Source organism: Pandoraea fibrosis, assembly GCF_000807775.2.
GTDB lineage: Bacteria > Pseudomonadota > Gammaproteobacteria > Burkholderiales > Burkholderiaceae > Pandoraea > Pandoraea fibrosis.
Window position 1 is genome coordinate 1,395,512 of sequence record NZ_CP047385.1, and the last position, 20,939, is coordinate 1,416,450.

18 protein-coding genes are annotated in these 20,939 nt (G+C 63.3%); 16 read left to right on the top strand and 2 right to left on the bottom strand.

Annotation, left to right across the window (positions count from 1 at the left end; all coding sequences use genetic code 11):
* Positions 1-29: 29 nt before the first annotated feature.
* A complete protein-coding gene (locus tag PI93_RS06215; RefSeq protein ID WP_039375674.1) occupies positions 30-509 on the bottom strand; it encodes a MarR family winged helix-turn-helix transcriptional regulator in 480 nt (159 codons plus the stop codon).
* 188 nt (positions 510-697) lie between these two features.
* The gene (locus PI93_RS06220; RefSeq protein ID WP_039375672.1) at positions 698-1,864 is read right to left on the bottom strand and encodes a porin; all 1,167 of its coding nucleotides are present in this window, start codon (positions 1,862-1,864) and stop codon (positions 698-700) included.
* 318 nt (positions 1,865-2,182) lie between these two features.
* On the opposite strand from PI93_RS06220, the gene coq7 reads away from it, so the two are divergent.
* The 16 genes from coq7 to ftsZ all read left to right on the top strand — a co-directional run bounded on the left by coq7 (position 2,183) and on the right by ftsZ (position 20,811).
* Positions 2,183-2,830: a 2-polyprenyl-3-methyl-6-methoxy-1,4-benzoquinone monooxygenase gene (gene coq7 / locus PI93_RS06225; protein WP_039375671.1), complete on the top strand. Its 648-nt coding sequence runs from the start codon at positions 2,183-2,185 to the stop codon at positions 2,828-2,830.
* 420 nt (positions 2,831-3,250) lie between these two features.
* Positions 3,251-3,679, top strand: coding sequence for a division/cell wall cluster transcriptional repressor MraZ (gene mraZ / locus PI93_RS06230; protein WP_010806918.1), 429 nt, complete (start codon positions 3,251-3,253; stop codon positions 3,677-3,679).
* A gap of 22 nt (positions 3,680-3,701) precedes the next feature.
* Positions 3,702-4,655 (top strand): 16S rRNA (cytosine(1402)-N(4))-methyltransferase RsmH, encoded by a 954-nt coding sequence (gene rsmH / locus PI93_RS06235; protein ID WP_039375670.1) that lies wholly within the window; start codon positions 3,702-3,704, stop codon positions 4,653-4,655.
* A complete protein-coding gene (gene ftsL, locus PI93_RS06240; RefSeq protein WP_039375668.1) occupies positions 4,652-4,996 on the top strand; it encodes a cell division protein FtsL in 345 nt (114 codons plus the stop codon). Before rsmH ends, ftsL begins: the two co-directional genes overlap by 4 nt.
* Positions 4,993-6,768, top strand: coding sequence for a peptidoglycan D,D-transpeptidase FtsI family protein (locus tag PI93_RS06245; RefSeq protein WP_039375666.1), 1,776 nt, complete (start codon positions 4,993-4,995; stop codon positions 6,766-6,768). The genes ftsL and PI93_RS06245 overlap by 4 nt, the downstream gene beginning before the upstream one ends.
* Positions 6,769-6,800: 32 nt before the next feature.
* Positions 6,801-8,339 carry a UDP-N-acetylmuramoyl-L-alanyl-D-glutamate--2,6-diaminopimelate ligase gene (locus PI93_RS06250; protein ID WP_039375679.1) on the top strand — a complete coding sequence of 513 codons (1,539 nt, stop codon included), beginning with the start codon at positions 6,801-6,803 and terminating at the stop codon, positions 8,337-8,339.
* Positions 8,336-9,742 (top strand): UDP-N-acetylmuramoyl-tripeptide--D-alanyl-D-alanine ligase, encoded by a 1,407-nt coding sequence (locus PI93_RS06255; protein ID WP_039375665.1) that lies wholly within the window; start codon positions 8,336-8,338, stop codon positions 9,740-9,742. The genes PI93_RS06250 and PI93_RS06255 overlap by 4 nt, the downstream gene beginning before the upstream one ends.
* Before the next feature lie 15 nt (positions 9,743-9,757).
* A complete protein-coding gene (gene mraY, locus PI93_RS06260; protein ID WP_039375664.1) occupies positions 9,758-10,927 on the top strand; it encodes a phospho-N-acetylmuramoyl-pentapeptide-transferase in 1,170 nt (389 codons plus the stop codon).
* A gap of 160 nt (positions 10,928-11,087) precedes the next feature.
* Positions 11,088-12,614 (top strand): UDP-N-acetylmuramoyl-L-alanine--D-glutamate ligase, encoded by a 1,527-nt coding sequence (murD, locus tag PI93_RS06265; RefSeq protein ID WP_039375662.1) that lies wholly within the window; start codon positions 11,088-11,090, stop codon positions 12,612-12,614.
* Positions 12,611-13,879, top strand: a complete 1,269-nt coding sequence (gene ftsW, locus PI93_RS06270; protein WP_039375660.1) for a putative lipid II flippase FtsW — start codon at positions 12,611-12,613, stop codon at positions 13,877-13,879. Before murD ends, ftsW begins: the two co-directional genes overlap by 4 nt.
* A complete protein-coding gene (murG, locus tag PI93_RS06275) occupies positions 13,876-14,979 on the top strand; it encodes an undecaprenyldiphospho-muramoylpentapeptide beta-N-acetylglucosaminyltransferase (protein ID WP_080759515.1) in 1,104 nt (367 codons plus the stop codon). Before ftsW ends, murG begins: the two co-directional genes overlap by 4 nt.
* 1 nt (position 14,980) lies before the next feature.
* The gene (gene murC / locus PI93_RS06280; RefSeq protein WP_039375659.1) at positions 14,981-16,390 is read left to right on the top strand and encodes a UDP-N-acetylmuramate--L-alanine ligase; all 1,410 of its coding nucleotides are present in this window, start codon (positions 14,981-14,983) and stop codon (positions 16,388-16,390) included.
* Between the two features lie 46 nt (positions 16,391-16,436).
* Positions 16,437-17,375, top strand: coding sequence for a D-alanine--D-alanine ligase (locus PI93_RS06285; protein WP_052241134.1), 939 nt, complete (start codon positions 16,437-16,439; stop codon positions 17,373-17,375).
* A 47-nt stretch (positions 17,376-17,422) separates the two neighbouring features.
* Positions 17,423-18,259 carry a cell division protein FtsQ/DivIB gene (locus PI93_RS06290; protein ID WP_039375656.1) on the top strand — a complete coding sequence of 279 codons (837 nt, stop codon included), beginning with the start codon at positions 17,423-17,425 and terminating at the stop codon, positions 18,257-18,259.
* 22 nt (positions 18,260-18,281) lie between these two features.
* Positions 18,282-19,514: a cell division protein FtsA gene (gene ftsA, locus PI93_RS06295; protein WP_039375654.1), complete on the top strand. Its 1,233-nt coding sequence runs from the start codon at positions 18,282-18,284 to the stop codon at positions 19,512-19,514.
* A 106-nt stretch (positions 19,515-19,620) separates the two neighbouring features.
* Positions 19,621-20,811 (top strand): cell division protein FtsZ, encoded by a 1,191-nt coding sequence (ftsZ, locus tag PI93_RS06300; protein WP_039375651.1) that lies wholly within the window; start codon positions 19,621-19,623, stop codon positions 20,809-20,811.
* Positions 20,812-20,939: the final 128 nt, after the last annotated feature.

Here is a 20,939-nt window from a genome sequence, read left to right on the forward strand (position 1 = left end):
CCCAAAGCCTAAATGGTGATTTTCGCGGCTTACCCAATCACCGACTTCAAATCTCCCAGCAGCGCGTAGAGCTGCTGCTGACGGTCTTCCGGTAGCTGTCCCAAGCGCTGCTCGATCCACGTTTCATGCGCCCGAGCCATATTGGAGAACGCTTTCTTGCCGCGCGGGGTGAGTTTGATCAGGAAGGCGCGCCGATCGTTGACCACCGTCTCGCGCGTCACCCAGCCCTCTTTCTCCAACTGATCGGTGATGCCTGTGACATTCCCGCCAGTGACCATCATTCGCTTGCTCAATTCGCCCATCTTCAGCCCTTCCGGATGGCGGTCGAGCTGTGCCAGCAGATCGAAGCGCGGCAATGTGCAATCGAATTCCTGGCGCAAACGCGAACGGATATCCGTCTCGATCATGTTCGCGCAGGTGAGCAGCCGCAACCACAGACGCAAGGCGTCGTGCTCGCGATCGTGGGCTCGCGTTTCGAGATCGAGAGAGTCGGAGTCGGCGAGGCTCATGGTCGGGGAATAAAATTTACAGTATGGAAATTTTAGGTTTGAAATAAACGCTCGGTCAAGCTGGGGGCGCTACGAGGTCTTCGAGCCGCCTGATGGCCAGTCCGCAAATTGGGGAACCAAAGCATAAAAAAAGGGCACCCGAAGGTGCCCTTTCGTCAAACAAAGACTAAGTGACAGAAACTGTCAGCTTAGAACTTGTGACGGATACCAGCCGTGACTGCGAACTGATTCGAGCTGTTCGAGAAGCCCAGACCGTTCAACGAAGCGCCACCAGGAGCGTCGTCGTTAGCGTGTTGCCACAGACCAACCAAGTACGTGTCCGTGCGCTTCGACAGGAAGTAGTCGACGCCCAGGTTGACTTGGTGGTACTTCGGCGACGTGCCGTTCTTGTTGCCAATCACGCCGTTGATCGTCGACCACGTGTACGTGTACGAAGCGCCCAGTTGCAGAGCCGGGGTCAGCATGTACTTGGCGTTCAGTTCGGCGTTGTCAAACTTCCAGCTGCCGCCGCCCACATATTGGTACACGCTGTGAGCGTACACCAGACCCAGCGTGGCCGGACCGAAGGCGTACGAACCGCCTGCCGATGCGATCCATGCCTTGTCGCTGGTACCGCCAGCCGTCATGGCCGTCGTGGCATCGCCCGTACCGCTGTTGGCGATCACGCCGGAGGCGTTGCTGTTCGGTGCGCCAAGGTACAAGTAGCCAGCGCCGAACGACACCGGGCCGTTAGCGTAGCCCAGACCGAACGAGTAAGCGCGGTTGTTGGCGAAGCCCGTACCCGTCGTGCCGTTGTTGGCCGAGTTCGAGAAGCCGTACATACCGCCAGCGCTGAAGCCGTTGTAGTTGACCGACGTGTACTTGACCGAGTTGTTCACGCGGAACGAGTTGTTCAAGTTGTCGTTATCGTACGGGTGAGCGCCCGCAAACGTCGACCATTGGCTACCCGAAGCGTACGGACCAACGAAGTCAACCACGGAGTCGTACTGACGACCGATCGTGAACGTACCAGCCGTTGCGCTGCTCAGACCAACGTAGGCTTGACGACCGAACATACGACCGTTCTGGCCCAGCGTGCCGCTGCCCAGGTTGAAGCCGTTTTCCAACACGAAGATCGCCTTCAGGCCACCACCGAGGTCTTCAGCGCCCTTCAGGCCCCAACGCGAACCTTGCAGGTTGCCGTTGGCGAATTGGAAGTTCTTGGAGGTGGTACCCGTGCCGGCCAGGTTACCGCCAGTCTTGCTGACGTATTGCAGGCCAGCGTCGATGATACCGTACAGGGTCACGCTGCTTTGAGCGTGAGCAGCGCCAGCGAATGCGCCGAGCACACCCAGAGCGAGAAGCGACTTTTTCATTGAGTGATCTCCAAAGGATTGTGAGATTTGTTTAACAAGGTCACTAGTGATAACGTCCTTGCTAATCAACTTCGCGAGAAGTTGGACGTAATGTAACAAATTCACTGTGGGCGGCAAAGGAAAAGGCCGGTTTTACGCGGGTTTGCGGCTGCCTTTGTTTCGTTTACGCAACAGCCCGGAAACCGGCGTCCGGCGGGGATTTCATGCGTTTGCGCCCGCGCAAGGCGCGCCGGATAAAGGCGCGTATCATTGGCGACGGGCGCGGAGGAATTGCTCTGTGTTCCACATTGTGAAAAATTGAAGTGAGTTGAAAGTACGATGTTCTCCGACAGCCTGATCTCCGAACTTGACCGTGGCCTGCGAGCCATTGCCGGCATCACCCAAGCATCCCGCCCGACGCCGGCACCGGTGATCTCCCCAGATAGTGAGACCCCCCTCAGTGACGACGCGTTGACGCCGAAAGAGCGCAGGCATGTTGCTGGCCTCATGCGGGTGAATCATGTCGGCGAGGTTTGCGCGCAGGCGCTATATCAGGCACAGAAATTGGCGACAACGCGCCCCGAGCTTCGGGCGGCGTTCGAGCACGCGGGCAAGGAAGAAGAGGATCACCTCGCGTGGACGGCTCACCGTCTCTCGGAGTTGGGCTCGCGTCCCAGCCTGCTCAATCCGCTTTGGTACGCCGGGGCATTTGCTATTGGCTTCGTCGCAGGTAAGTGTGGCGACACGGTCAGCCTGGGCTTCGTGTCGGAGACGGAGCGCCAGGTTGAGCGCCATCTGGAGAGTCACCTGGAAGATCTGCCGCCGCACGATTTGCGCTCGCGCGCCATCGTCGATCAGATGCGCATCGATGAAATCGAACACGGTCAGGCAGCGCGCGATGCCGGCGGGATTGACCTGCCAGTGCCGGTGCAGCGTGTGATGCGGGCGGCTGCCAAGGTCATGACGACGACCGCCTACTATATATAGAGCGTCTGCAACGTCCCCCCGAAAGACCCCTACCTGCTCAGTCGATCTCCCCTGGTGCGACGCGTGCCGGCCGGCATTTGCCCGGCTTTGTCACGGCGTGAGCGCGCACTACCCGGTATCGATAGTGATGGCGGGCCTCCTGCGAGGCGATGCCCAAAGTTTGAGGTTCCACTTTCACTATCGCAGTTATGTCTTTAATTTTCCTGACAAAATTCCGTTTTCTGGCTTTAGGAAAGTGAGCTAAGTCATTGTTCTGCCTGACAAATTCGCCGCTAAAAAAGGGCGAAACGCTTGACCGGCCATACACTCTCCTCTAAAGTGGGAAATAGTGTGAGAAAGTGTATTTTTGTGTGGCGTAGGGCACAAAATCTTTCTCTTTCGGCATGACGGGCAGGCGGACAAAACCTCACGGGAGCGCGCGTGTTTCAGGGAGCCTCGGCACTTTCACTGGATGCAAAGGGACGGATGTCGATTCCGGCCCGGCATCGTGACGTGCTGCAGGGCGACGCTGAAGGCAAGGTGACGATTACCAAGCACCCGGATGGATGTTTGCTGTTGTTCCCGCGACCCGAATGGGAAATCTTCCGCGGCAAGATCGCCGCACTGCCGATGGATGCGCACTGGTGGCGACGCATCTTCCTGGGCAACGCAGCCGATGTCGAAATGGATTCGGCGGGCCGTGTCCTGGTGGCGCCCGAATTGCGCGCGGCTGCGGGCATGGACAAGGAAGTCATGCTGCTGGGCATGGGCAGTCACTTTGAACTCTGGGATGCCGCGACGTATGCCGCCAAGGAACAGGCGGCGATGGCGCAGGGTATGCCGGAAGCACTGAAAAACTTCACTTTTTGACAGATCAGGTGGTCCGACGAGCATGGCGCACGCGGTGGAAACGGTAATGCAGCACCGCACGGTCCTGCTAGAGGAGGCCGTGGATGCCTTGCTGTGGCGCGACGACGGCGTATACGTCGACGGCACGTTCGGCAGAGGCGGGCACAGTCGCAGGATTCTCGAGCGGCTGGGTCCCAAGGGGAGGCTGATCGCATTCGACAAGGATCCCCAAGCGATCGCGGAGGCGGCAAAAATTGCCGATCCGCGATTTTCGATTGAGCACGAGAGCTTCGCGACGTTGCGCGAGGCGCTGGCCCGACGCGGTATCGACAAGGTGTCGGGCGTTTTGCTGGATCTGGGCGTTTCGTCGCCGCAGTTCGACGACCCTGCGCGTGGATTCAGTTTTCGTTTTGACGGCCCGCTCGACATGCGCATGGATCCCACGCGCGGAGAGTCGGCCGCCGACTGGCTGGCCCGGGCAACGCTGGAAGAAATGACGGAGGTCATCAAGGACTATGGGGAAGAACGGTTTGCTTTTCAGATTGCAAAGGCGCTTGTTGCTCGCCGGGCAAACGCCGACCACCTCGGTCCACTCGTCAGCACTCGCGAGCTTGCCGCAATCGTGGCGGGCGCGGTCAAGACCCGTGAGAAGGGCAAGGACCCGGCAACACGCACCTTTCAGGCTCTACGGATTCACGTCAATCAAGAGCTTGCGGACTTGCAGATAGCACTCGACGTGGCGGCCGATGTCCTCGAAACGGGAGGCAGACTCGTGGCGATCAGCTTTCATTCACTGGAAGACCGCATCGTGAAGCGCTTCGTGCAAGCGCGCACGACCGCGCCGGTGGTGGATCGCCGCGTGCCTTTGCGCGCCCACGAAATTCCCGAGCCGCCCTTCAAATCCAGTCGCAAGATCAAGCCGTCCGCCGAAGAGGTGGAGGCAAACCCGCGCGCACGCTCGGCGATCATGCGGGTCATGGAGCGGGTGGCAACATGAGCCGGCTCAATATGCTCCTGCTCGCGGTACTCATCGGCTGCGCGTTGTCGCTGATCAATGCGCAATATCGCGCGCGCGGAACGTTCGTCGAACTCAACCGCGAGCAGGCACTCGAGCATCAATTGCTGCAGGATTGGGATCGTCTTCAGTACGAGCAGAGCGCGCAGAGCAAGAGCGCCCGTATCGAAAGCGTGGCACGCACCGACCTGAAAATGCAGGCCGTGTCGCCGGGCCGCACGCAATACCTGTCTGCGCCGGCTGGTAGCACCGGGGCGATGGTGGATGTGCCGGTGCCGAGCGCAAGCGCCGCCTTTGCTCCTGCGAGCGGAGGCAAGCGATGATTCGCCGCAAAGACGCCAAGGCCAAGACCAAGGATGTGCAGTTCTCTGCCAGCCCGGTCCTGTCCGTGCGTCTGCCGATGTGGCGCTCGAAGATGCTCGTCTTCGTGATCTTCGGCGCGTTTGCGTCGCTGGTTGCGCGTGCCTTCTGGATTCAGGGGCCGGGCAACGCCTTCTATCAGCGTCAGGGCGAGAGCCGTTACGAACGCACACTTGAGATGTCCGCCACGCGCGGCAAAGTGTTCGACCGTAACGGGCAGGTGCTTGCCACCAGTCTGCCCGTCAAGGCCATCTGGGCCATCCCCGAAGATGTACCCGACGACATTTCGACGCAGCAGATTCGCCAGCTTTCGCGTCTGCTCGAGATGAGCGAGCCGGATCTGCGCCGCAAGCTCAATCAGGAAAAGAGCTTTGTCTACGTGAAGCGCCAGGTCTTGCCGGATGTGGCCAAGCAAGTCGCCGATCTGGACATCCCGGGCATCTACCAGCGCAAGGAGTACAAGCGCTTCTATCCGGAAGGCGAGATTGCGGCGCACGTCGTGGGCTTCACGAACGTCGAGGACATCGGGCAGGAAGGCGTCGAGCTGTCGATGCAGAAGGATCTGGCCGCCACGCCCGGCAGCCGCCGCGTGATCAAGGACCGTCTGGGCCGCGTGGTCGAGGACATCGATATCCTGGCGCAGCCGCGCGACGGCCATGACATCACGCTTTCGATCGACAGCAAGATCCAGTTCCTCGCCTACAGCGAATTGAAAGACGCCATCGAGCGCACCGGCGCAAAGGCCGGCAGCGCCGTGGTGCTCGACGTTCGTACCGGCGAGGTGCTCGCGCTCGTCAATCTCCCCACGTATAACCCGAACAACCGCACGAACCTGACCGGCGCGCAGTTGCGCAACCGGGTCATTACCGACACCTTCGAGCCGGGGTCGATCATGAAGCCGATTACGGTGGCCGCTGCCATCGAGAACGGCTACGTGAAACCGACGTCGACGGTCATGACCACCGGCCGGGCGACCTTCTTCGGCGCAACGATAACGGACACGCACGACTACGGTTTGCTGACCGTGGCGGGCGTCATTCAGAAGTCGAGCAACATCGGTACGGCCAAGCTTGCGCTCCAGATGAAGCCGCAGGAAATGTGGGACATGTTCACGAGCGTGGGCCTCGGTCAGGCGCCCAAGCTCGGCTTCCCCGGTGCGGTGGCGGGACGTCTGCGTCCGGCCAAGAGCTGGCGCCCGATCGAGCAGGCGACGATGGGCTACGGCTATGGTCTGTCGGCCTCGCTGATTCAGCTTGCGCGCGCCTACACCGTGTTCGCGCACGACGGCGAACTGTTGCCCATCTCTATCTATAAGACGGATGGCAGTGTCGTGAAGGGCACGCCGGTCATCTCGCCGGCGACGGCGCGTGAAGTGCGCAAGATGCTCGAAATGGTGACCTCACCCGGCGGTACCGCGACGCGTGCCCAGGTGGTCGGCTATCGCGTCGGCGGCAAGACCGGCACGGCCTACAAGCAATCGGGCAAGGGCTACGACAAGAGCAAGTATCGCGCGTCGTTCGTGGGTATGGCACCGATGTCGGAACCGCGCATCATCGTGGCCGTGACGCTCGATGAGCCGGGCCGCGGCTCGCACTACGGTGGCGTGGCCGCCGGCCCGGCGTTCGCCGCCATTGTGGGCGGCACGCTGCGATCGCTGAATGTGGTGCCGGATTCGCCGGTAACGAAGCTCGTGGTGAGCGACAAGGTGGAGGAGAGCGAGCCATGGGCACCGTGACCCCGACGCCTCAGACGCCTGCCACGCTCGCGATGATCGCGGACGCCACCGAGCGCGCCACGCTCGCACAGGCATGGGACTGGCTGTGCCGCACGGTGCCGGCCGGGGCGACGTTGCACGCGGATAGCCGTCGCATCACGCCGGGCGACGTGTTCGTCGCTTACGCGGTCAAGGGGGCGGACAGCCGGGGCTTCATCGCGGATGCGGTCGAGCGCGGCGCGGCTGCCGTCCTGTGGCAGAGCGATGGCTTCACATGGCCGGCATCGCTGGTCAGTCTGGCGAACGTGCCGGAATTCGGTGTGCCGCGACTCGATTGGCTGGCCGGTCCGTTGGCGGCGCTGTGGTACGGCGAGCCGAGCGTCGGCATGACGATGCTGGGCGTGACCGGAACGAACGGGAAAACGTCCTGCAGCCAGTGGCTCGCGCAGTTGCTGTCGAAGGCAGGTACCCGCAGTGCCGTGATCGGCACGCTGGGTAGCGGATTCCCCGGTCATTTGACGGTCACGGGGTTCACCACGCCGGATGCCGTTCAGTTGCAACGCAGCCTCGACGACCTGCGCGCCCAAGGCGCGAAGGCGGTCGCGATGGAAGTCTCGTCGCACGGTCTTTATCAAGGTCGCGTGAACGGCGTGGCGTTCGACGTCGCCGTCTTCACCAATCTGACGCAGGACCACCTCGATTACCACGGCACGATGGCCGAGTACGAAGCGGCCAAAACGCGCCTGTTCGACTGGCCGGCCCTGAAGGCGGCGGTCATCAATCGTGACGACGCGATGGGCCAGCGCCTGCTCAAGCGTCTGGCCGGCAAGACGCCGGTATACGAATACGGTGTGCACGGCGACGCCGTGTCGGTGCATGGCAACCGGGTGTTGCGCGCGGAAGATATCCGCGCGACGACGGCAGGCACGCGCTTCACGCTGCACATCGACGATCACAGCCAGCAGATTACGGTGCCGCTCATCGGTGAGTTCAACGTGAGTAACGCACTCGCTGTGCTGGGTGCCGCGCTGGCAGCGGGTGTACCGCAAGACGCGGCCATTGCCGGACTGGCGACGCTCACGCCCGTGTCAGGTCGTATGGAACAGATCGGCCAACCGGGACAGCCGCTGGTCGTCATCGACTATGCGCACACGCCCGACGCCCTCGACAAGACGCTCGAAGCGCTGCGCCCGGTGGCGGCAGCGCGGGGTGGCAAGCTTGTCTGCGTGTTCGGTTGTGGCGGCGATCGCGACGCGGGCAAGCGTCCGCAAATGGGGACGGTGGCCGAACGTCTGGCCGACGCCGTCGTGCTGACGAGCGACAACCCGCGCACCGAAGCGCCGGCCGACATCATGGCGCAGATCGCCGCAGGTCTCACGCAGCCGGGCGCCGCACGTCTCATCGAAGACCGGGCGAGCGCGATTCTGCAAGCCGTGCGCGGCGCGCAGGCCGCCGATGTGGTGCTCGTTGCGGGCAAGGGACACGAAAGTACACAGGAAATCATGGGTAAGAAGCGGCCGTTCTCCGATCAGGAGCATGCGCGTCTGGCACTCGCCGCGCGTGCAACCACTGTGCGCGGAGGTGGCGAATGACGATGTGGCGACTGAGCGATGCTCAAGCGGCCGTGAGCGATTCACGCATCACGGGGGCGCCGTCGACCGCGTTCGCACGCATCGTGACGGACAGCCGTTCGGTACAACCGGGCGATCTCTTCGTGGCGATCAAGGGCGAGCGTTTCGACGCGCACGACTTTCTGGCCGATGTGGCCCGCGCGGGTGCCTCCGCTGTGGTCGCGTCGCGCGTGCCGGAGGGGGTCGAGACGCCTGCGCTGATTGTGCCCGATACGCGTATCGCGCTGGGGGAGCTGGCCGCCGCATGGCGCCGCCGCTTTGCGATTCCCGTGGTGGCGGTTACCGGCAGTAACGGCAAGACGACGGTGAAGGAAATGATCTCGGCGATCTTCGCCGAAGCGGTGGGCGTCGAAGCGCGTCTGGCCACCGCCGGTAACTTCAACAACGACATCGGCCTGCCGCTCACGCTGTTCCGTCTGCATGACGGTGACAAGCTGGCAGTGCTCGAACTGGGTATGAATCACCCCGGCGAAACGGCGTATCTCGCGAAGATCGCGCAGCCGACGGTGGCTGTGATCAACAACGCGCAGCGTGAGCATCAGGAGTTCATGGTGAGCGTGGCGGCCGTGGCGCAAGAGCATTCGGCCGTGCTGGCAGCGCTGCCCGACGACGGCGCCGCCGTGTTCCCGGCGGAGAGCGAATTTGCGCCGATGTGGCGCGACATCGCGGGCAAGCGCCGTGTGCTCGACTTCGCGCTCGATGCGCGTGCCGCGGTATCGGGACGCTATGACGTAGCCACGCGCGTGCTGCGTGTGGCGTCGCCGGCCGGTGAGTTTTCGGTCGCGTTGCCGCTGCTCGGCGAGCACAACGCGCGCAACGCGCTGGCCGCCATCGCATGTGCGTTGGGCGCGCATGTCGACATTGGTTCGATCGTGCGGGCACTCGAAGCGTTTTCCGCCGTCAAAGGCCGTCTTCAGGTGTCAACGCTCTCGAAGGGACCGCTCGCCGGCGTGACCCTGATCGACGACACCTATAATGCGAACCCCGATTCCGTCCGGGCCGCTATCGACGTACTGGCACAGACGCCGCCCCCCCGCGTGCTGGTGTTGGGCGACATGGGCGAAGTCGGCGACAACGGCCCGGCATTTCACCGCGAAGTGGGCGAATACGCCGCGCAGCGCGGTGTCGATCGCTTGTTGGCGATGGGGGAGCAGACGCAAGCGAGTGTGGCCGCCTTCGGCGACGGTGGCGAGCATTTTTCGGACGTGACCGATGTCGCACCGCTCGTGGCCGAGCTGAATGCCACGTTGAGCGCGCCGGCCACGATATTAGTGAAGGGAAGCCGCTTCATGCGGATGGAGCGCGTGCTCGAGCAGTTGCGCGCGACGAGTGAAGGCGGGGGCGTCGATGCCCCGGCCAAGTGAAAAAGGATTGATGGAATGTTGCTGACGTTGGCGCAATGGCTGCAAGCGGATGCGAGCTATTTGCGCGTGTTCAACTACCTGACGTTTCGGGCCGTGATGGCAAGCCTCACGGCGCTGGTGATCGGGCTCTCGTTCGGGCCGATGGTCATTCGCAAGCTCGCCGAAATGAAGGTCGGTCAGGCCGTGCGTACCGATGGCCCGCAGACCCACCTGATCAAGTCGGGCACGCCCACGATGGGGGGGGTTCTGATTCTGATCGGCATTACCGTTGCCACGCTGCTCTGGGCCGATTTGAGCAACCGCTTCATCTGGATCGTGCTGACCGTGACGCTGGGCTTCGGCATCATCGGCTGGATCGACGACTACCGGAAGGTGGTCTACAAGGACCCGCGCGGCATGTCGTCGCGCGAGAAGTATTTCTGGCAATCGATCATTGGCCTGTTTGCGGCGACCTATCTGGCGTTCTCGGTGTCGGAGACGAGCAACCTGAAGGTTTTCGAGTTGTTCATCAGTTGGGTGCGCAACGGGTTCCCGCTCGATCTGCCGCCGAAGGCCGACTTCATCGTGCCGTTCTTCAAGACGATGAGCTACCCCCTGGGCGTGTTCGGTTTCATCGCGTTGACCTACTTTGTCATCGTCGGCTCGTCCAACGCCGTTAACCTCACGGACGGTCTCGATGGCCTGGTCATCATGCCGGTCGTGCTGGTCGGCGCGGCCCTCGGCGTGTTCGCTTACGTGATGGGCAACGTTGTCTATTCGAAGTACCTGCTGTTCCCGCATATTCCGGGCGCGGGCGAGTTGCTTGTGTTCTGTTCGGCCATGTCGGGCGCGGGGCTGGCGTTCCTGTGGTTCAACACGCATCCGGCACAGGTGTTCATGGGCGATGTCGGCGCGTTGGCGCTGGGCGGTGCGCTCGGCACGGTCGCGGTGATCGTGCGTCAGGAAGTGGTGCTGTTCGTGATGGGCGGCGTGTTCGTCGCAGAGACGCTGTCGGTGATGTTGCAGGTGACCTGGTTCAAATACACCAAGCGACGTTTCGGAGAAGGGCGGCGGATCTTCAAGATGGCCCCGCTGCATCACCACTTCGAACTGTCGGGATGGAAGGAAACGCAGGTGGTGGTTCGCTTCTGGATCATCACGCTGATGCTGGTACTGATCGGCCTGTCGACGCTGAAGTTGCGCTGACAGGACGAAGAAGGCGGGCAGGCGGCATCGCGAACGGGCGAAGTCGCTGTCTCGCAACGCTGCACTAAAGGAAGGGCCGCTCGCGCCGATAGCGGAATATCGGTGTCGTTGAAGCGATGCATTCGTAGGTTGTTTGAATCGATAAAAGGGAAAGAGCGACGTGTTCGGCGAGAAGTTTGGTGAATCCTGGCAACCGCGTGTCCTGATCCTGGGTCTGGGAGAGTCCGGCCTGGCGATGGCGCGTTGGTGCGCGCGTTACGGCTGCCGTGTGCGGGCGGCCGATACGCGTTTTGCGTCGTCGGAGACACCGCCGAACGTGGCGACATTGCGCCTGGACGCGCCGCAAGCCGAATTCATCGGCGGCGCGTTTGCCGGGCAAGTCGATGCGCTGCTCGACGACATCGAACTGATCGGCATCAGTCCGGGCCTCTCGCCGCTGTCGCCCGATGTGGCGCCGTTGCTCGCCGAGGCTGCCGAGCGCGGCGTTCCCGTGTGGGGCGAGATCGAATTCTTCGCGCAGGCGCTGCGTCACATGCAGTCGACGAGCGGCTATGCGCCCAAGCTGCTGGCCATTACCGGTACGAACGGCAAGACCACGACCACGAGTCTGACCGGGTTGTTGTGCCGACGCGCCGGAAAGCGCACGGCCGTAGCGGGCAACATCAGCCCGACGGCGCTTGATCGTTTGACCGAGTGCATTGCCGACGCCACGCTGCCCGACGTCTGGGTGCTCGAACTCTCCAGCTTCCAGCTCGAGACGACACACTCTCTCGCGCCCGATGCGGCCGCGATTCTCAATATCACGCAAGACCATCTGGACTGGCACGGCGACATGGACGCCTACGCCGGCGCCAAGGCGCGCATCTTCAGCGAGCAGACGGTTCGCGTGCTCAACCGCGAGGACGCACGTGTGATGGCGTTTGCGGCGCCCGAGGCCAACGTGGTGACGTTCGGCACGAGCAAGCCCGATGCCGTTGGCGACTTCGGTCTGGAGATGGAAGGCGGCATGTGGTGGCTGGTCGAAGGCATCACGCGCGACGACGCGCCGCCGGCCCCGAAGCGTCGCAAGGCGGGGGCCGTGGAAGCGGCGGTCGAGGTGTACAGCAAGCGTCTCATGCCGGCCGACGCCCTGCGTATCCGCGGTCAGCACAACGCCGCGAATGCGCTGGCGGCGCTGGCACTGGCCCGCGCCATCGATCTGCCGATGGCCAAGCTGCTGCACGGCCTGCGCGAATACCCGGGTGAGCCGCATCGTGTGCAGCTCATCGGCACGCTCAACGAAGTCGAGTTCTACGACGACAGCAAGGGCACCAATGTTGGCGCCACCGTCGCGGCCATCACGGGCCTGCAAAAGACGCTGCTGCTGATCGTCGGTGGCGAGGGCAAGGGGCAGGACTTCTCGCCGCTGGCCAATCCGGTGGCGCATCATGCGCGCGCCGTGCTGCTGATCGGCCGCGACGCGCCGTTGCTGCGCGAAGCCCTGACCGATACCGGTGTCGAACTGATCGACGCCCCGACGCTCGAAGACGCCACGCGAGAAGCCGCCAGACTGGCCCAGCCGGGCGACGCAGTGTTGCTCTCGCCCGCGTGCGCGAGCTTCGACATGTTCCGCAACTACGAGCATCGCGCGCAGGTGTTCCGCGACACCGTGGTTGATCTGGCCGCCGACGCAGGGGTGATGCTATGAACCGTATCAAGTCGTTCTTCAGCAAAAAGCGTCAGGCCGGCTTCGCCGGTGCGGGCACGGCCACCGCGCCGGGTGCCGCGACTCAAGCGGCGAGCCGCACGCTCGGCAGCATCAAGCCGACCCGCTCGCGCATGCTCGAATACGATCACGCGCTCATGTGGGTGGTGATCTCGCTGCTGTCGCTGGGGCTGGTGATGGTGTATTCAGCGTCGGTCGCACTGCCGGATTCGCCGAAGTACAGCGGCTATTCGACGTATCACTTCCTGGGTCGTCACATCGTGTCGCTCACGATGGGGCTGACCGCCGCGGCGATCACGTTCCGTATCCCGGTCAAGACGCTCGACAAACTCGCGCCCAAGGTCTTTCTGCTGGCGCTGGTGCTGCTGGTGATCGTGCTGATCCCGCACGTGGGCAAGGGCGTGAACGGCTCGAAGCGCTGGATTCCGTTCGGTGTGCTCAATCTGCAACCGTCGGAAATCATGAAGCTCGCGGTCACGCTCTATGCCGCGAACTACACCGTGCGCAAGCAGGAATTCATGCAGAGCTTCGGCAAGGGCTTTCTGCCGATGGGGATCGCCGTGGTGTTCGTCGGCATGCTGCTGCTGCTCGAACCGGACATGGGCGCATTCATGGTGGTCGCGGCCATCGCGATGGGCATTCTGTTCCTCGGCGGCGTGAACGGACGTCTGTTCGGCGGGCTGGCGCTTACCGCGGTCGGCACGTTCGCGATGCTGATCTGGCTCTCGCCGTGGCGTCGCGAGCGGATTTTCGCGTATCTCGATCCGTGGCGCGAGGACTACGCGCTCGGCAAGGCCTATCAGCTCACGCACTCGCTCATCGCGTTCGGACGCGGCGAATGGACCGGCGTGGGGCTGGGCGGCAGCATCGAAAAACTGCACTACCTGCCCGAAGCGCATACCGACTTCATCCTGGCGGTGATCGGTGAAGAGTTCGGCTTCGTCGGCGTGCTGGTGGTCATCCTGCTCTTCTACTGGCTGGTTCGCCGTGCGTTCGAGATCGGCCGTCAGGCGCTGGCGCTCGAGCGCACCTTCGCCGGGTTGCTGGCAAAGGGCGTGGGCGTGTGGCTCGGTGCGCAGACCTTTATCAACATGGGTGTGAATCTGGGCCTGCTGCCGACCAAGGGGCTGACGTTGCCGCTGGTCAGTTACGGCGGCTCGGGCATCTTGCTCAACTGTGTGGCCGTGGCGATTCTGCTGCGGGTGGATTACGAGAACCGCGTATTGATGCGGGGAGGAAAAGTATGACCGAGCGCGCTACCGCGATGCCGGCACCGGAAACGAAGACACGCACGCTGCTGGTCATGGCCGGCGGCACGGGCGGTCACGTCTTCCCGGGGCTCGCGGTCGCCAACTTCCTGCGTGTGCAGGGATGGCGCGTGGTCTGGCTCGGGAATCCGACCGGCATGGAAGCGACGCTCGTGCCGAAGTACGACATTCCGATGGAGTTCGTGAAGTTTGGCGGCTTGCGCGGCAAGGGGCCGATGACCAAGCTGCTGCTGCCGCTCAACCTGCTGCGCGCGTTCTGGCAAAGCATTGGCGCGATTCGTCGTGCGAAGCCGAATGTGGTGCTCGGCATGGGCGGGTACATCACCTTCCCGGCGGGGATGATGGCGTCTCTGCTGGGGCGTCCGCTCGTGCTGCACGAACAGAACTCGGTCGCGGGCATGGCGAACAAGGTGCTCGCGCGCGTGGCCGACAAGGTGCTGCTCGCGTTCCCCGACACCATCGAGCACGGCGAATGGGTTGGCAACCCGATTCGTGCCGACTTCGACGAGATGGCACCGCCGGCCGAACGTTACAACGCGCGTACTGGCGCGCTGCGCATTCTGGTGGTGGGCGGCAGTCTGGGCGCAACGGTCCTCAATGAGATCGTGCCGAAGGCGCTGGCGAAGCTGCCGCGCGAAGATCGTCCGCAGGTCACGCATCAGGCGGGCGTCAAACATATTCAGACGCTGCAAGCGAATTACGCTGCAGCGGGGGTGACGGTCGAAGCGGTGCCGTTCATCGACAACATGGTCGCGGCCTACGCGGCGGCGGATCTGGTGATCTGCCGGGCGGGCGCGATGACGGTGGCCGAAGTGGCCGCAGCGGGGGTGGCGGCGCTGTTCGTGCCATTCCCTCACGCGGTCGACGACCATCAGACAACGAATGCGCGTTTCCTCGCCGACAAGGGCGCGGCAACGCTGATCGACCAGCGCGAGCTGTCGGTCGAGACCCTGGCCGAGTGGCTGCGCCGTCAGACGCGCGAATCGCTGCTCGCGATGGGAGAGAAAGCCAGGGCGCTCGCCAAGCCGGACGCCACCGAACAAGTGGCGCGCGTGTGCGCGGCTCTGGCCAAGGATTGAAATGAAACACATCGTCAAACACATTCACTTCGTCGGCATTGGCGGCTCGGGTATGAGCGGCATTGCCGAGGTGTTGCTCAACCTGGGGTATCAGGTGAGCGGCTCCGATCTCGGCGACAACGCCGTGACTCAGCGCCTCGCAGGCCTGGGCGCGCGTATCGCTCGCGGCCATGCGGCCGAACATATCGACGGCGCGGACGCCATCGTCGTGTCCACGGCCATCACGGCCGACAACCCGGAAGTGCTCGCAGGTCGTGCACGTCAGATTCCCATCGTGCCGCGCGCGCTGATGCTCGCGGAACTCATGCGTCTGAAGCAGGGGGTGGCGATCGCCGGCACGCACGGCAAGACCACCACGACGAGCCTAGTGGCGAGCGTGCTCGCGCAGGGCGGACTGGACCCGACGTTCGTGATCGGCGGCCGTCTGAACAGCGCCGGTGCGAATGCCAAGCTCGGAACCGGCGACTTCATCGTGGTCGAAGCCGACGAGTCGGACGCCTCGTTCCTGAATCTGAATCCGGTCATCGAAGTCATTACCAACATCGATGCCGATCACATGGACACCTACGGGCACGACTTCGCCCGTCTGAAACAGTCGTTCGTGGCCTTCACGCAGCGCCTGCCGTTCTACGGCATTGCCGTGCTGTGTGTGGACGACCCGAACGTGCGCGAGATCCTGCCGTTCGTCTCGAAGCCGATCGTGCGTTACGGCCTGTCGGAGGATGCGCAAGTGCGCGCCATCGACGTGCGCGCCGACGCCGGGCAAATGCGTTTCACCGTGCTGCGCAAATTCGGCGCGGGGGCTGCGCCGCTCGACATCACGCTGAATCTGCCGGGCGAGCACAACGTGCGCAACGCGCTGGCGGCGATTGCCATTGCGACCGAACTCGAAGTTCCCGACGCCGCGATTCAGCAGGCGCTGGCGGAATTCAACGGCGTTGGCCGACGCTTCCAGCGCTATGGCGACATTGCGCTGCCGAAGGCGAGTGGCGGGGGGGCGTTCACGTTGATCGACGACTACGGCCATCACCCTGTCGAGATGGCGGCCACGCTGGCCGCTGCGCGGGGGGCGTTCCCGGGGCGCCGTATCGTGCTGGCCTTCCAGCCGCACCGTTACACGCGCACGCGCGATTGCTTCGAGGACTTCGTGCAGGTGTTGTCCGACGCCGATGCCGTTGTGCTCGGCGAGGTGTACTCGGCTGGCGAGGCGCCCATCGTGGCGGCCGACGGCCGTGCTCTGTCGCGGGCATTGCGCGTGGCGGGCAAGGTGGAACCGGTTTTCGTGGAAGACGTTGCGCAACTGCCCGACGCCATTCTGCAAGTCGCTCGTGCGGGCGACGTTGTAATCACCATGGGTGCCGGCTCGATTGGCGCGGTGCCCGGCAAGTTGCAAGTTCAGCAAGGAGTTTGACGTGAGTGCATTCGATCCGAAACGTTTCGGCAAGGTTGGCGTCCTGATGGGTGGGCGCTCGGCCGAGCGTCAGATCTCGCTGATTTCGGGCAATGGTGTGCTCGAAGCCCTGCGCTCGCGTGGCGTGGACGCGCACGCGTTCGACACAGGCATGCACGACCTCGCGGCACTGGCTGCGCAGAAGTTCGACCGTGTGTTCATCGCATTGCATGGACGTTATGGCGAAGACGGCACGCTTCAGGGCGCGCTCGAACATCTGGGGGTTCCTTACACCGGCAGTGGCGTGTTGGCGTCCGCACTGGCGATGGACAAGGAAATGACCAAGCGCGTGTGGATCAACGAAGGGCTGCCGACGCCGCGCTTTGCGATGCTCACCGCCGACAGCGACTTCGATGCCGTGGCGCGCGATCTCGGCCTGCCGCTGATCGTCAAACCGTCGCGCGAAGGCTCGACCATCGGCCTGACGAAGGTCACCGAGGCGTCGCAGTTGAAGGCGGCCTACGAGAAGGCTGCCGCGCTCGATCCGGACGTGCTCGCCGAAGAGTTCATCGATGGCGACGAGCTGACCGTGCCGGTGCTCGGCGTGGGCACGAAGGGGGCTGCGGCCGCCCGTGCACTGCCGGTGATCCGCATCGTGGCGCCGGACGCGAACTACGACTACCAGAACAAGTATTTCAAGGACGACACGCGCTACGAATGCCCGCCGCCGTTGTCGGTGTCCTTGCAGGAGGAAGTGCAGCGCCTCGTGTTGCGCGCCTACCTCGTGCTGGGCTGCCGGGGCTGGGCTCGTGCCGACGTGATGCTGCGCAAGCGCGACAACAAGCCGTTCCTGCTGGAGATCAATACGTCGCCGGGCATGACCGGCCACTCGCTGGTGCCGATCTCGGCGCGCGCGGCGGGCCTGTCTTACGAAGACTTGGTGGTCGAAATTTTGGCAACTGCGACGCTCGATCTGCACCCGAACGCGCAGTGGAAACCCGAGTAAAACCTTGAACGCGTTGAAGAACGCCCTGATACGGAAAGCAAATCGCCATGTGGCACAACGTACGCCTGCTCAACGCCATCGCGAGTGCGCTCGTCGCACTCGTCGTGCTGGCGGCGCTCGCGGCGGGCGGCCATTGGCTGATCCAGCGGCCGATCTTCACGCTCAAGGCGATTCAGATCGATGGGGACGTGTCGCATATCAACGGACCGACCTTGCGTGCGAACGCGGTGGCGCGTCTGAAGGGCAACTTCTTCACCATCGATCTGGACGCGACGCGAGCGGCCTTCGAGGCGGTGCCCTGGGTGCGTCATGCCAGTGTGCGGCGTGTCTGGCCGAATCAACTGGCCATCACGATCGAGGAATACAAGCCACTGGCGACCTGGAACGACGGCCGTCTGGTGAGTGTGGATGGCGAGTTGTTCGCCGCGAATCTGGCGGAAGCCGAGGACGAGGGCAAGCTGCCCGAGTTCGCGGGGCCGCCGGGCAGCGAGAAAGATGTGACGGCGCGGTACTACGACTTCATGAAGTGGTTCGCGCCGCTGAATATGAAACCCGAGGCGGTCACGCTGTCGAATCGTTACGCATGGGGCGTGCGACTCGCAGGGGGCGTGCAACTGGCGCTGGGACGGGAGCGTACGCCCGAAACCCTCGCCACGCGCAGCCGGCGTTTCGTACAAGCGTATCCGCAGGTTGCGGCGCGCTGGGGAAATCAGATCGAGTATGCCGATCTGCGGTACCCGAACGGTTTTGCAGTCCGGGCCGCAGGTATGCGTTTCTTGAGCGAAGAACAGGCCAAGAAGCTAGCCGCGACACCGGTGCAAAAGCGGGATTCGCAAAAGCCGGCAGTTGCGCAACCTGCCGCGCGGCAGAAGCGAAGCCAGTGAGACTTCAGGACTTACACACGCTATGAGCAAAGATTACAAGGATCTGTTGGTCGCCCTCGATATCGGCACGTCGAAAGTCGTGGCGGTGGTGGCCGAGCTGCGCCCTGAAGGCCGCTATGAAGTGATCGGCCTTGGCCAGAGTGAATCGCGAGGCCTGAAAAAGGGTGTCGTGGTGAACATCGAGGCCACCGTGCAGTCGATTCAACGTGCGCTCGAAGAAGCCGAGCTGATGGCCGACTGCAAGATCACCAATGTGTTCACGGGGATTGCCGGTAGCCACATCCGCAGCTTCAATTCGAGCGGCATGGTGGCGATCAAGGACAAGGAAGTGACGCAGGCCGATGTGGCGCGCGTCATCGAGACGGCCAAGGCGATCAACATTCCGACCGATCAGCAGGTGCTGCATATCCTCACGCAGGAATTCATCATCGACGGTCAGGAAGACGTGCGCGAGCCGATCGGCATGAGCGGCATCCGTCTCGAGGTGAAAGTGCACATCGTGACCGGCGCCGTCTCGGCCGCGCAGAACATCGTGAAGTGCGTGCGCCGTTGCGGCCTCGAAGTGAACGATCTGATTCTCCAGCCGCTGGCGTCGAGCATCTCGGTGCTCACCGAAGACGAGAAGGAACTCGGCGTGGTGCTGATCGATATCGGCGGCGGCACGACGGACATTGCGATCTTCAGCGAAGGCGCGATTCGTCATACGGCGGTGATTCCGATTGCCGGCGATCAGATCACCAGCGATATCGCGATGGCCGTGCGCACGCCGACACCGGACGCGGAAGACATCAAGATCGCGCACGGCATCGCCAAGCAGTCGCTGGCCGATCCGGATGAAATGATCGAAGTGCCCGGGCTGGGCGAGCGCGGTCCGCGCACGCTCTCGCGTCAGGCGCTGGCGGCGGTGATCGAGCCGCGCGTCGAAGAACTGTTCTCGCTCGTGCAGCAGGTCGTGCGCGAGTCGGGTTACGAAGAACTGTTGTCCTCGGGCATCGTGCTCACCGGCGGCGCGGCGATGATGCCGGGCATGGTCGAGCTGGGCGAGGACATCTTCCTCAAGCCGGTGCGTATTGGCGTGCCGGAATATGCAGGCGGTCTGGCCGATGTGGTGCGCAGTCCGCGCTACGCGACGGCGATGGGGCTGCTGCTCGAAGGGCGTTCCCAACGCATGCGTGGCCGCAAGGTCGCGGTGCAGTCGGGGCAGGCAAATCAGGTCTGGACGCGCATGCGCGACTGGTTCTTCAGCAATTTTTAATGGTGTTTTTTGAGGGGTGTGGATTCGGTATTGAAAACACGCGCGGCTTACCCGAGCCACACGTGACCCGCAGTACCGGATCTGCTTTTAATTCACTGGAGGCGCTATGAACTTTGAAATGTTGGAAACGGAAACCAACGGCACCATCATCAAGGTGGTGGGTGTTGGTGGCGCTGGCGGCAATGCCGTCCAGCACATGATCAACCGTGGTGTGCAAGGCGTGGAATTCATCGCCATGAACACCGACGCTCAGGCACTGGGCCGCTCGCAGGCCAGCGTCAACATCCAGCTCGGCAAGACCGGTCTGGGGGCTGGCGCGAAGCCGGAAATGGGCCATGCTGCCGCGGAAGAGGCTCGCGAGCGCGTGGCCGACGCTCTGCGCGGCGCGCACATGGTGTTCATCACCGCGGGTATGGGTGGCGGCACGGGCACGGGCGCGGCACCGGTCGTGGCGCAGATTGCCAAGGAAATGGGCATTCTGACCGTGGGCGTGGTCTCGAAGCCGTTCGAGTTCGAAGGTGGCAAGCGCATGCGTGTCGCCGAGACGGGCGCGCAGGAACTGGAAGACAACGTCGACTCGCTGATCGTTGTGCTCAATGACAAGCTGTTCGAAGTCATGGGCGACGACGCCGAGATGGACAAGTGCTTCCAGTGCGCCGACGACGTGCTGCACAACGCCGTGGCCGGCATCGCCGAAATCATCAACGTCGACGGTTTGGTGAACGTCGACTTTGAAGACGTGAAGACGGTGATGGGCGAGCAAGGCAAGGCCATGATGGGTACGGCCACCGTTGCCGGTGTCGATCGTGCGCGTCTGGCAGCCGAGCAAGCCGTGGCAAGCCCGCTGCTCGAAGGCGTGGACCTGTCGGGCGCACGTGGCGTGCTGGTGAACATCACGGCATCGCGTTCGCTGCGTTTGTCGGAAACGCGTGAAGTGATGAACACCATCAAGAGCTATGCCGCCGAAGACGCGACCGTGATTTTCGGTACCGTCTACGACGACAAGATGGGTGATGCACTGCGCGTGACCGTCGTGGCAACCGGCCTGGGCCGTGCGGTTGCGAAGAAGGCCGCGGCACCGATGACGCTGCTCAAGACCGGTACCGACAATATGCCGATCGCGACCGGCCATGTGCCGAACGTGGGTCAGGCGGGCGGTACGGACTACGGCGCGCTCGATACGCCGGCCGTGTGGCGCAGCACGCGCGAGACCGCAGCCTCGCACGTGGCCGCATTGCAGGAAAAGGGTGTCGACACGTACGACATTCCGGCTTTCCTGCGCAAGCAAGCCGACTGACAAGGTGGCGTGCGGGCCGGGTGCCAGTGCCTGGCGCCGCCGCACCTTGAGAATCGCGAGACCTACGCAGGTCGTCGTGAGGATTCGTCGTCGCCCCGAATACCATGCCAGGTGGCGTGGGGAAGGCG

Excerpts from the sequence above, each read along its gene's own strand:
- PI93_RS06215 (WP_039375674.1), bottom strand. The coding sequence starts at position 509 with ATGAGCCTCGCCGACTCCGACTCTCTCGATCTCGAAACGCGAGCCCAC.
- PI93_RS06220 (WP_039375672.1), bottom strand. The coding sequence starts at position 1,864 with ATGAAAAAGTCGCTTCTCGCTCTGGGTGTGCTCGGCGCATTCGCTGGC.
- coq7 (WP_039375671.1), top strand. The coding sequence starts at position 2,183 with ATGTTCTCCGACAGCCTGATCTCCGAACTTGACCGTGGCCTGCGAGCC.
- rsmH (WP_039375670.1), top strand. The coding sequence starts at position 3,702 with ATGGCGCACGCGGTGGAAACGGTAATGCAGCACCGCACGGTCCTGCTA.
- ftsL (WP_039375668.1), top strand. The coding sequence starts at position 4,652 with ATGAGCCGGCTCAATATGCTCCTGCTCGCGGTACTCATCGGCTGCGCG.
- PI93_RS06245 (WP_039375666.1), top strand. The coding sequence starts at position 4,993 with ATGATTCGCCGCAAAGACGCCAAGGCCAAGACCAAGGATGTGCAGTTC.
- PI93_RS06250 (WP_039375679.1), top strand. The coding sequence starts at position 6,801 with ATGATCGCGGACGCCACCGAGCGCGCCACGCTCGCACAGGCATGGGAC.
- PI93_RS06255 (WP_039375665.1), top strand. The coding sequence starts at position 8,336 with ATGACGATGTGGCGACTGAGCGATGCTCAAGCGGCCGTGAGCGATTCA.
- mraY (WP_039375664.1), top strand. The coding sequence starts at position 9,758 with ATGTTGCTGACGTTGGCGCAATGGCTGCAAGCGGATGCGAGCTATTTG.
- ftsW (WP_039375660.1), top strand. The coding sequence starts at position 12,611 with ATGAACCGTATCAAGTCGTTCTTCAGCAAAAAGCGTCAGGCCGGCTTC.
- murG (WP_080759515.1), top strand. The coding sequence starts at position 13,876 with ATGACCGAGCGCGCTACCGCGATGCCGGCACCGGAAACGAAGACACGC.
- murC (WP_039375659.1), top strand. The coding sequence starts at position 14,981 with ATGAAACACATCGTCAAACACATTCACTTCGTCGGCATTGGCGGCTCG.
- PI93_RS06285 (WP_052241134.1), top strand. The coding sequence starts at position 16,437 with ATGGGTGGGCGCTCGGCCGAGCGTCAGATCTCGCTGATTTCGGGCAAT.
- PI93_RS06290 (WP_039375656.1), top strand. The coding sequence starts at position 17,423 with ATGTGGCACAACGTACGCCTGCTCAACGCCATCGCGAGTGCGCTCGTC.
- ftsA (WP_039375654.1), top strand. The coding sequence starts at position 18,282 with ATGAGCAAAGATTACAAGGATCTGTTGGTCGCCCTCGATATCGGCACG.
- ftsZ (WP_039375651.1), top strand. The coding sequence starts at position 19,621 with ATGAACTTTGAAATGTTGGAAACGGAAACCAACGGCACCATCATCAAG.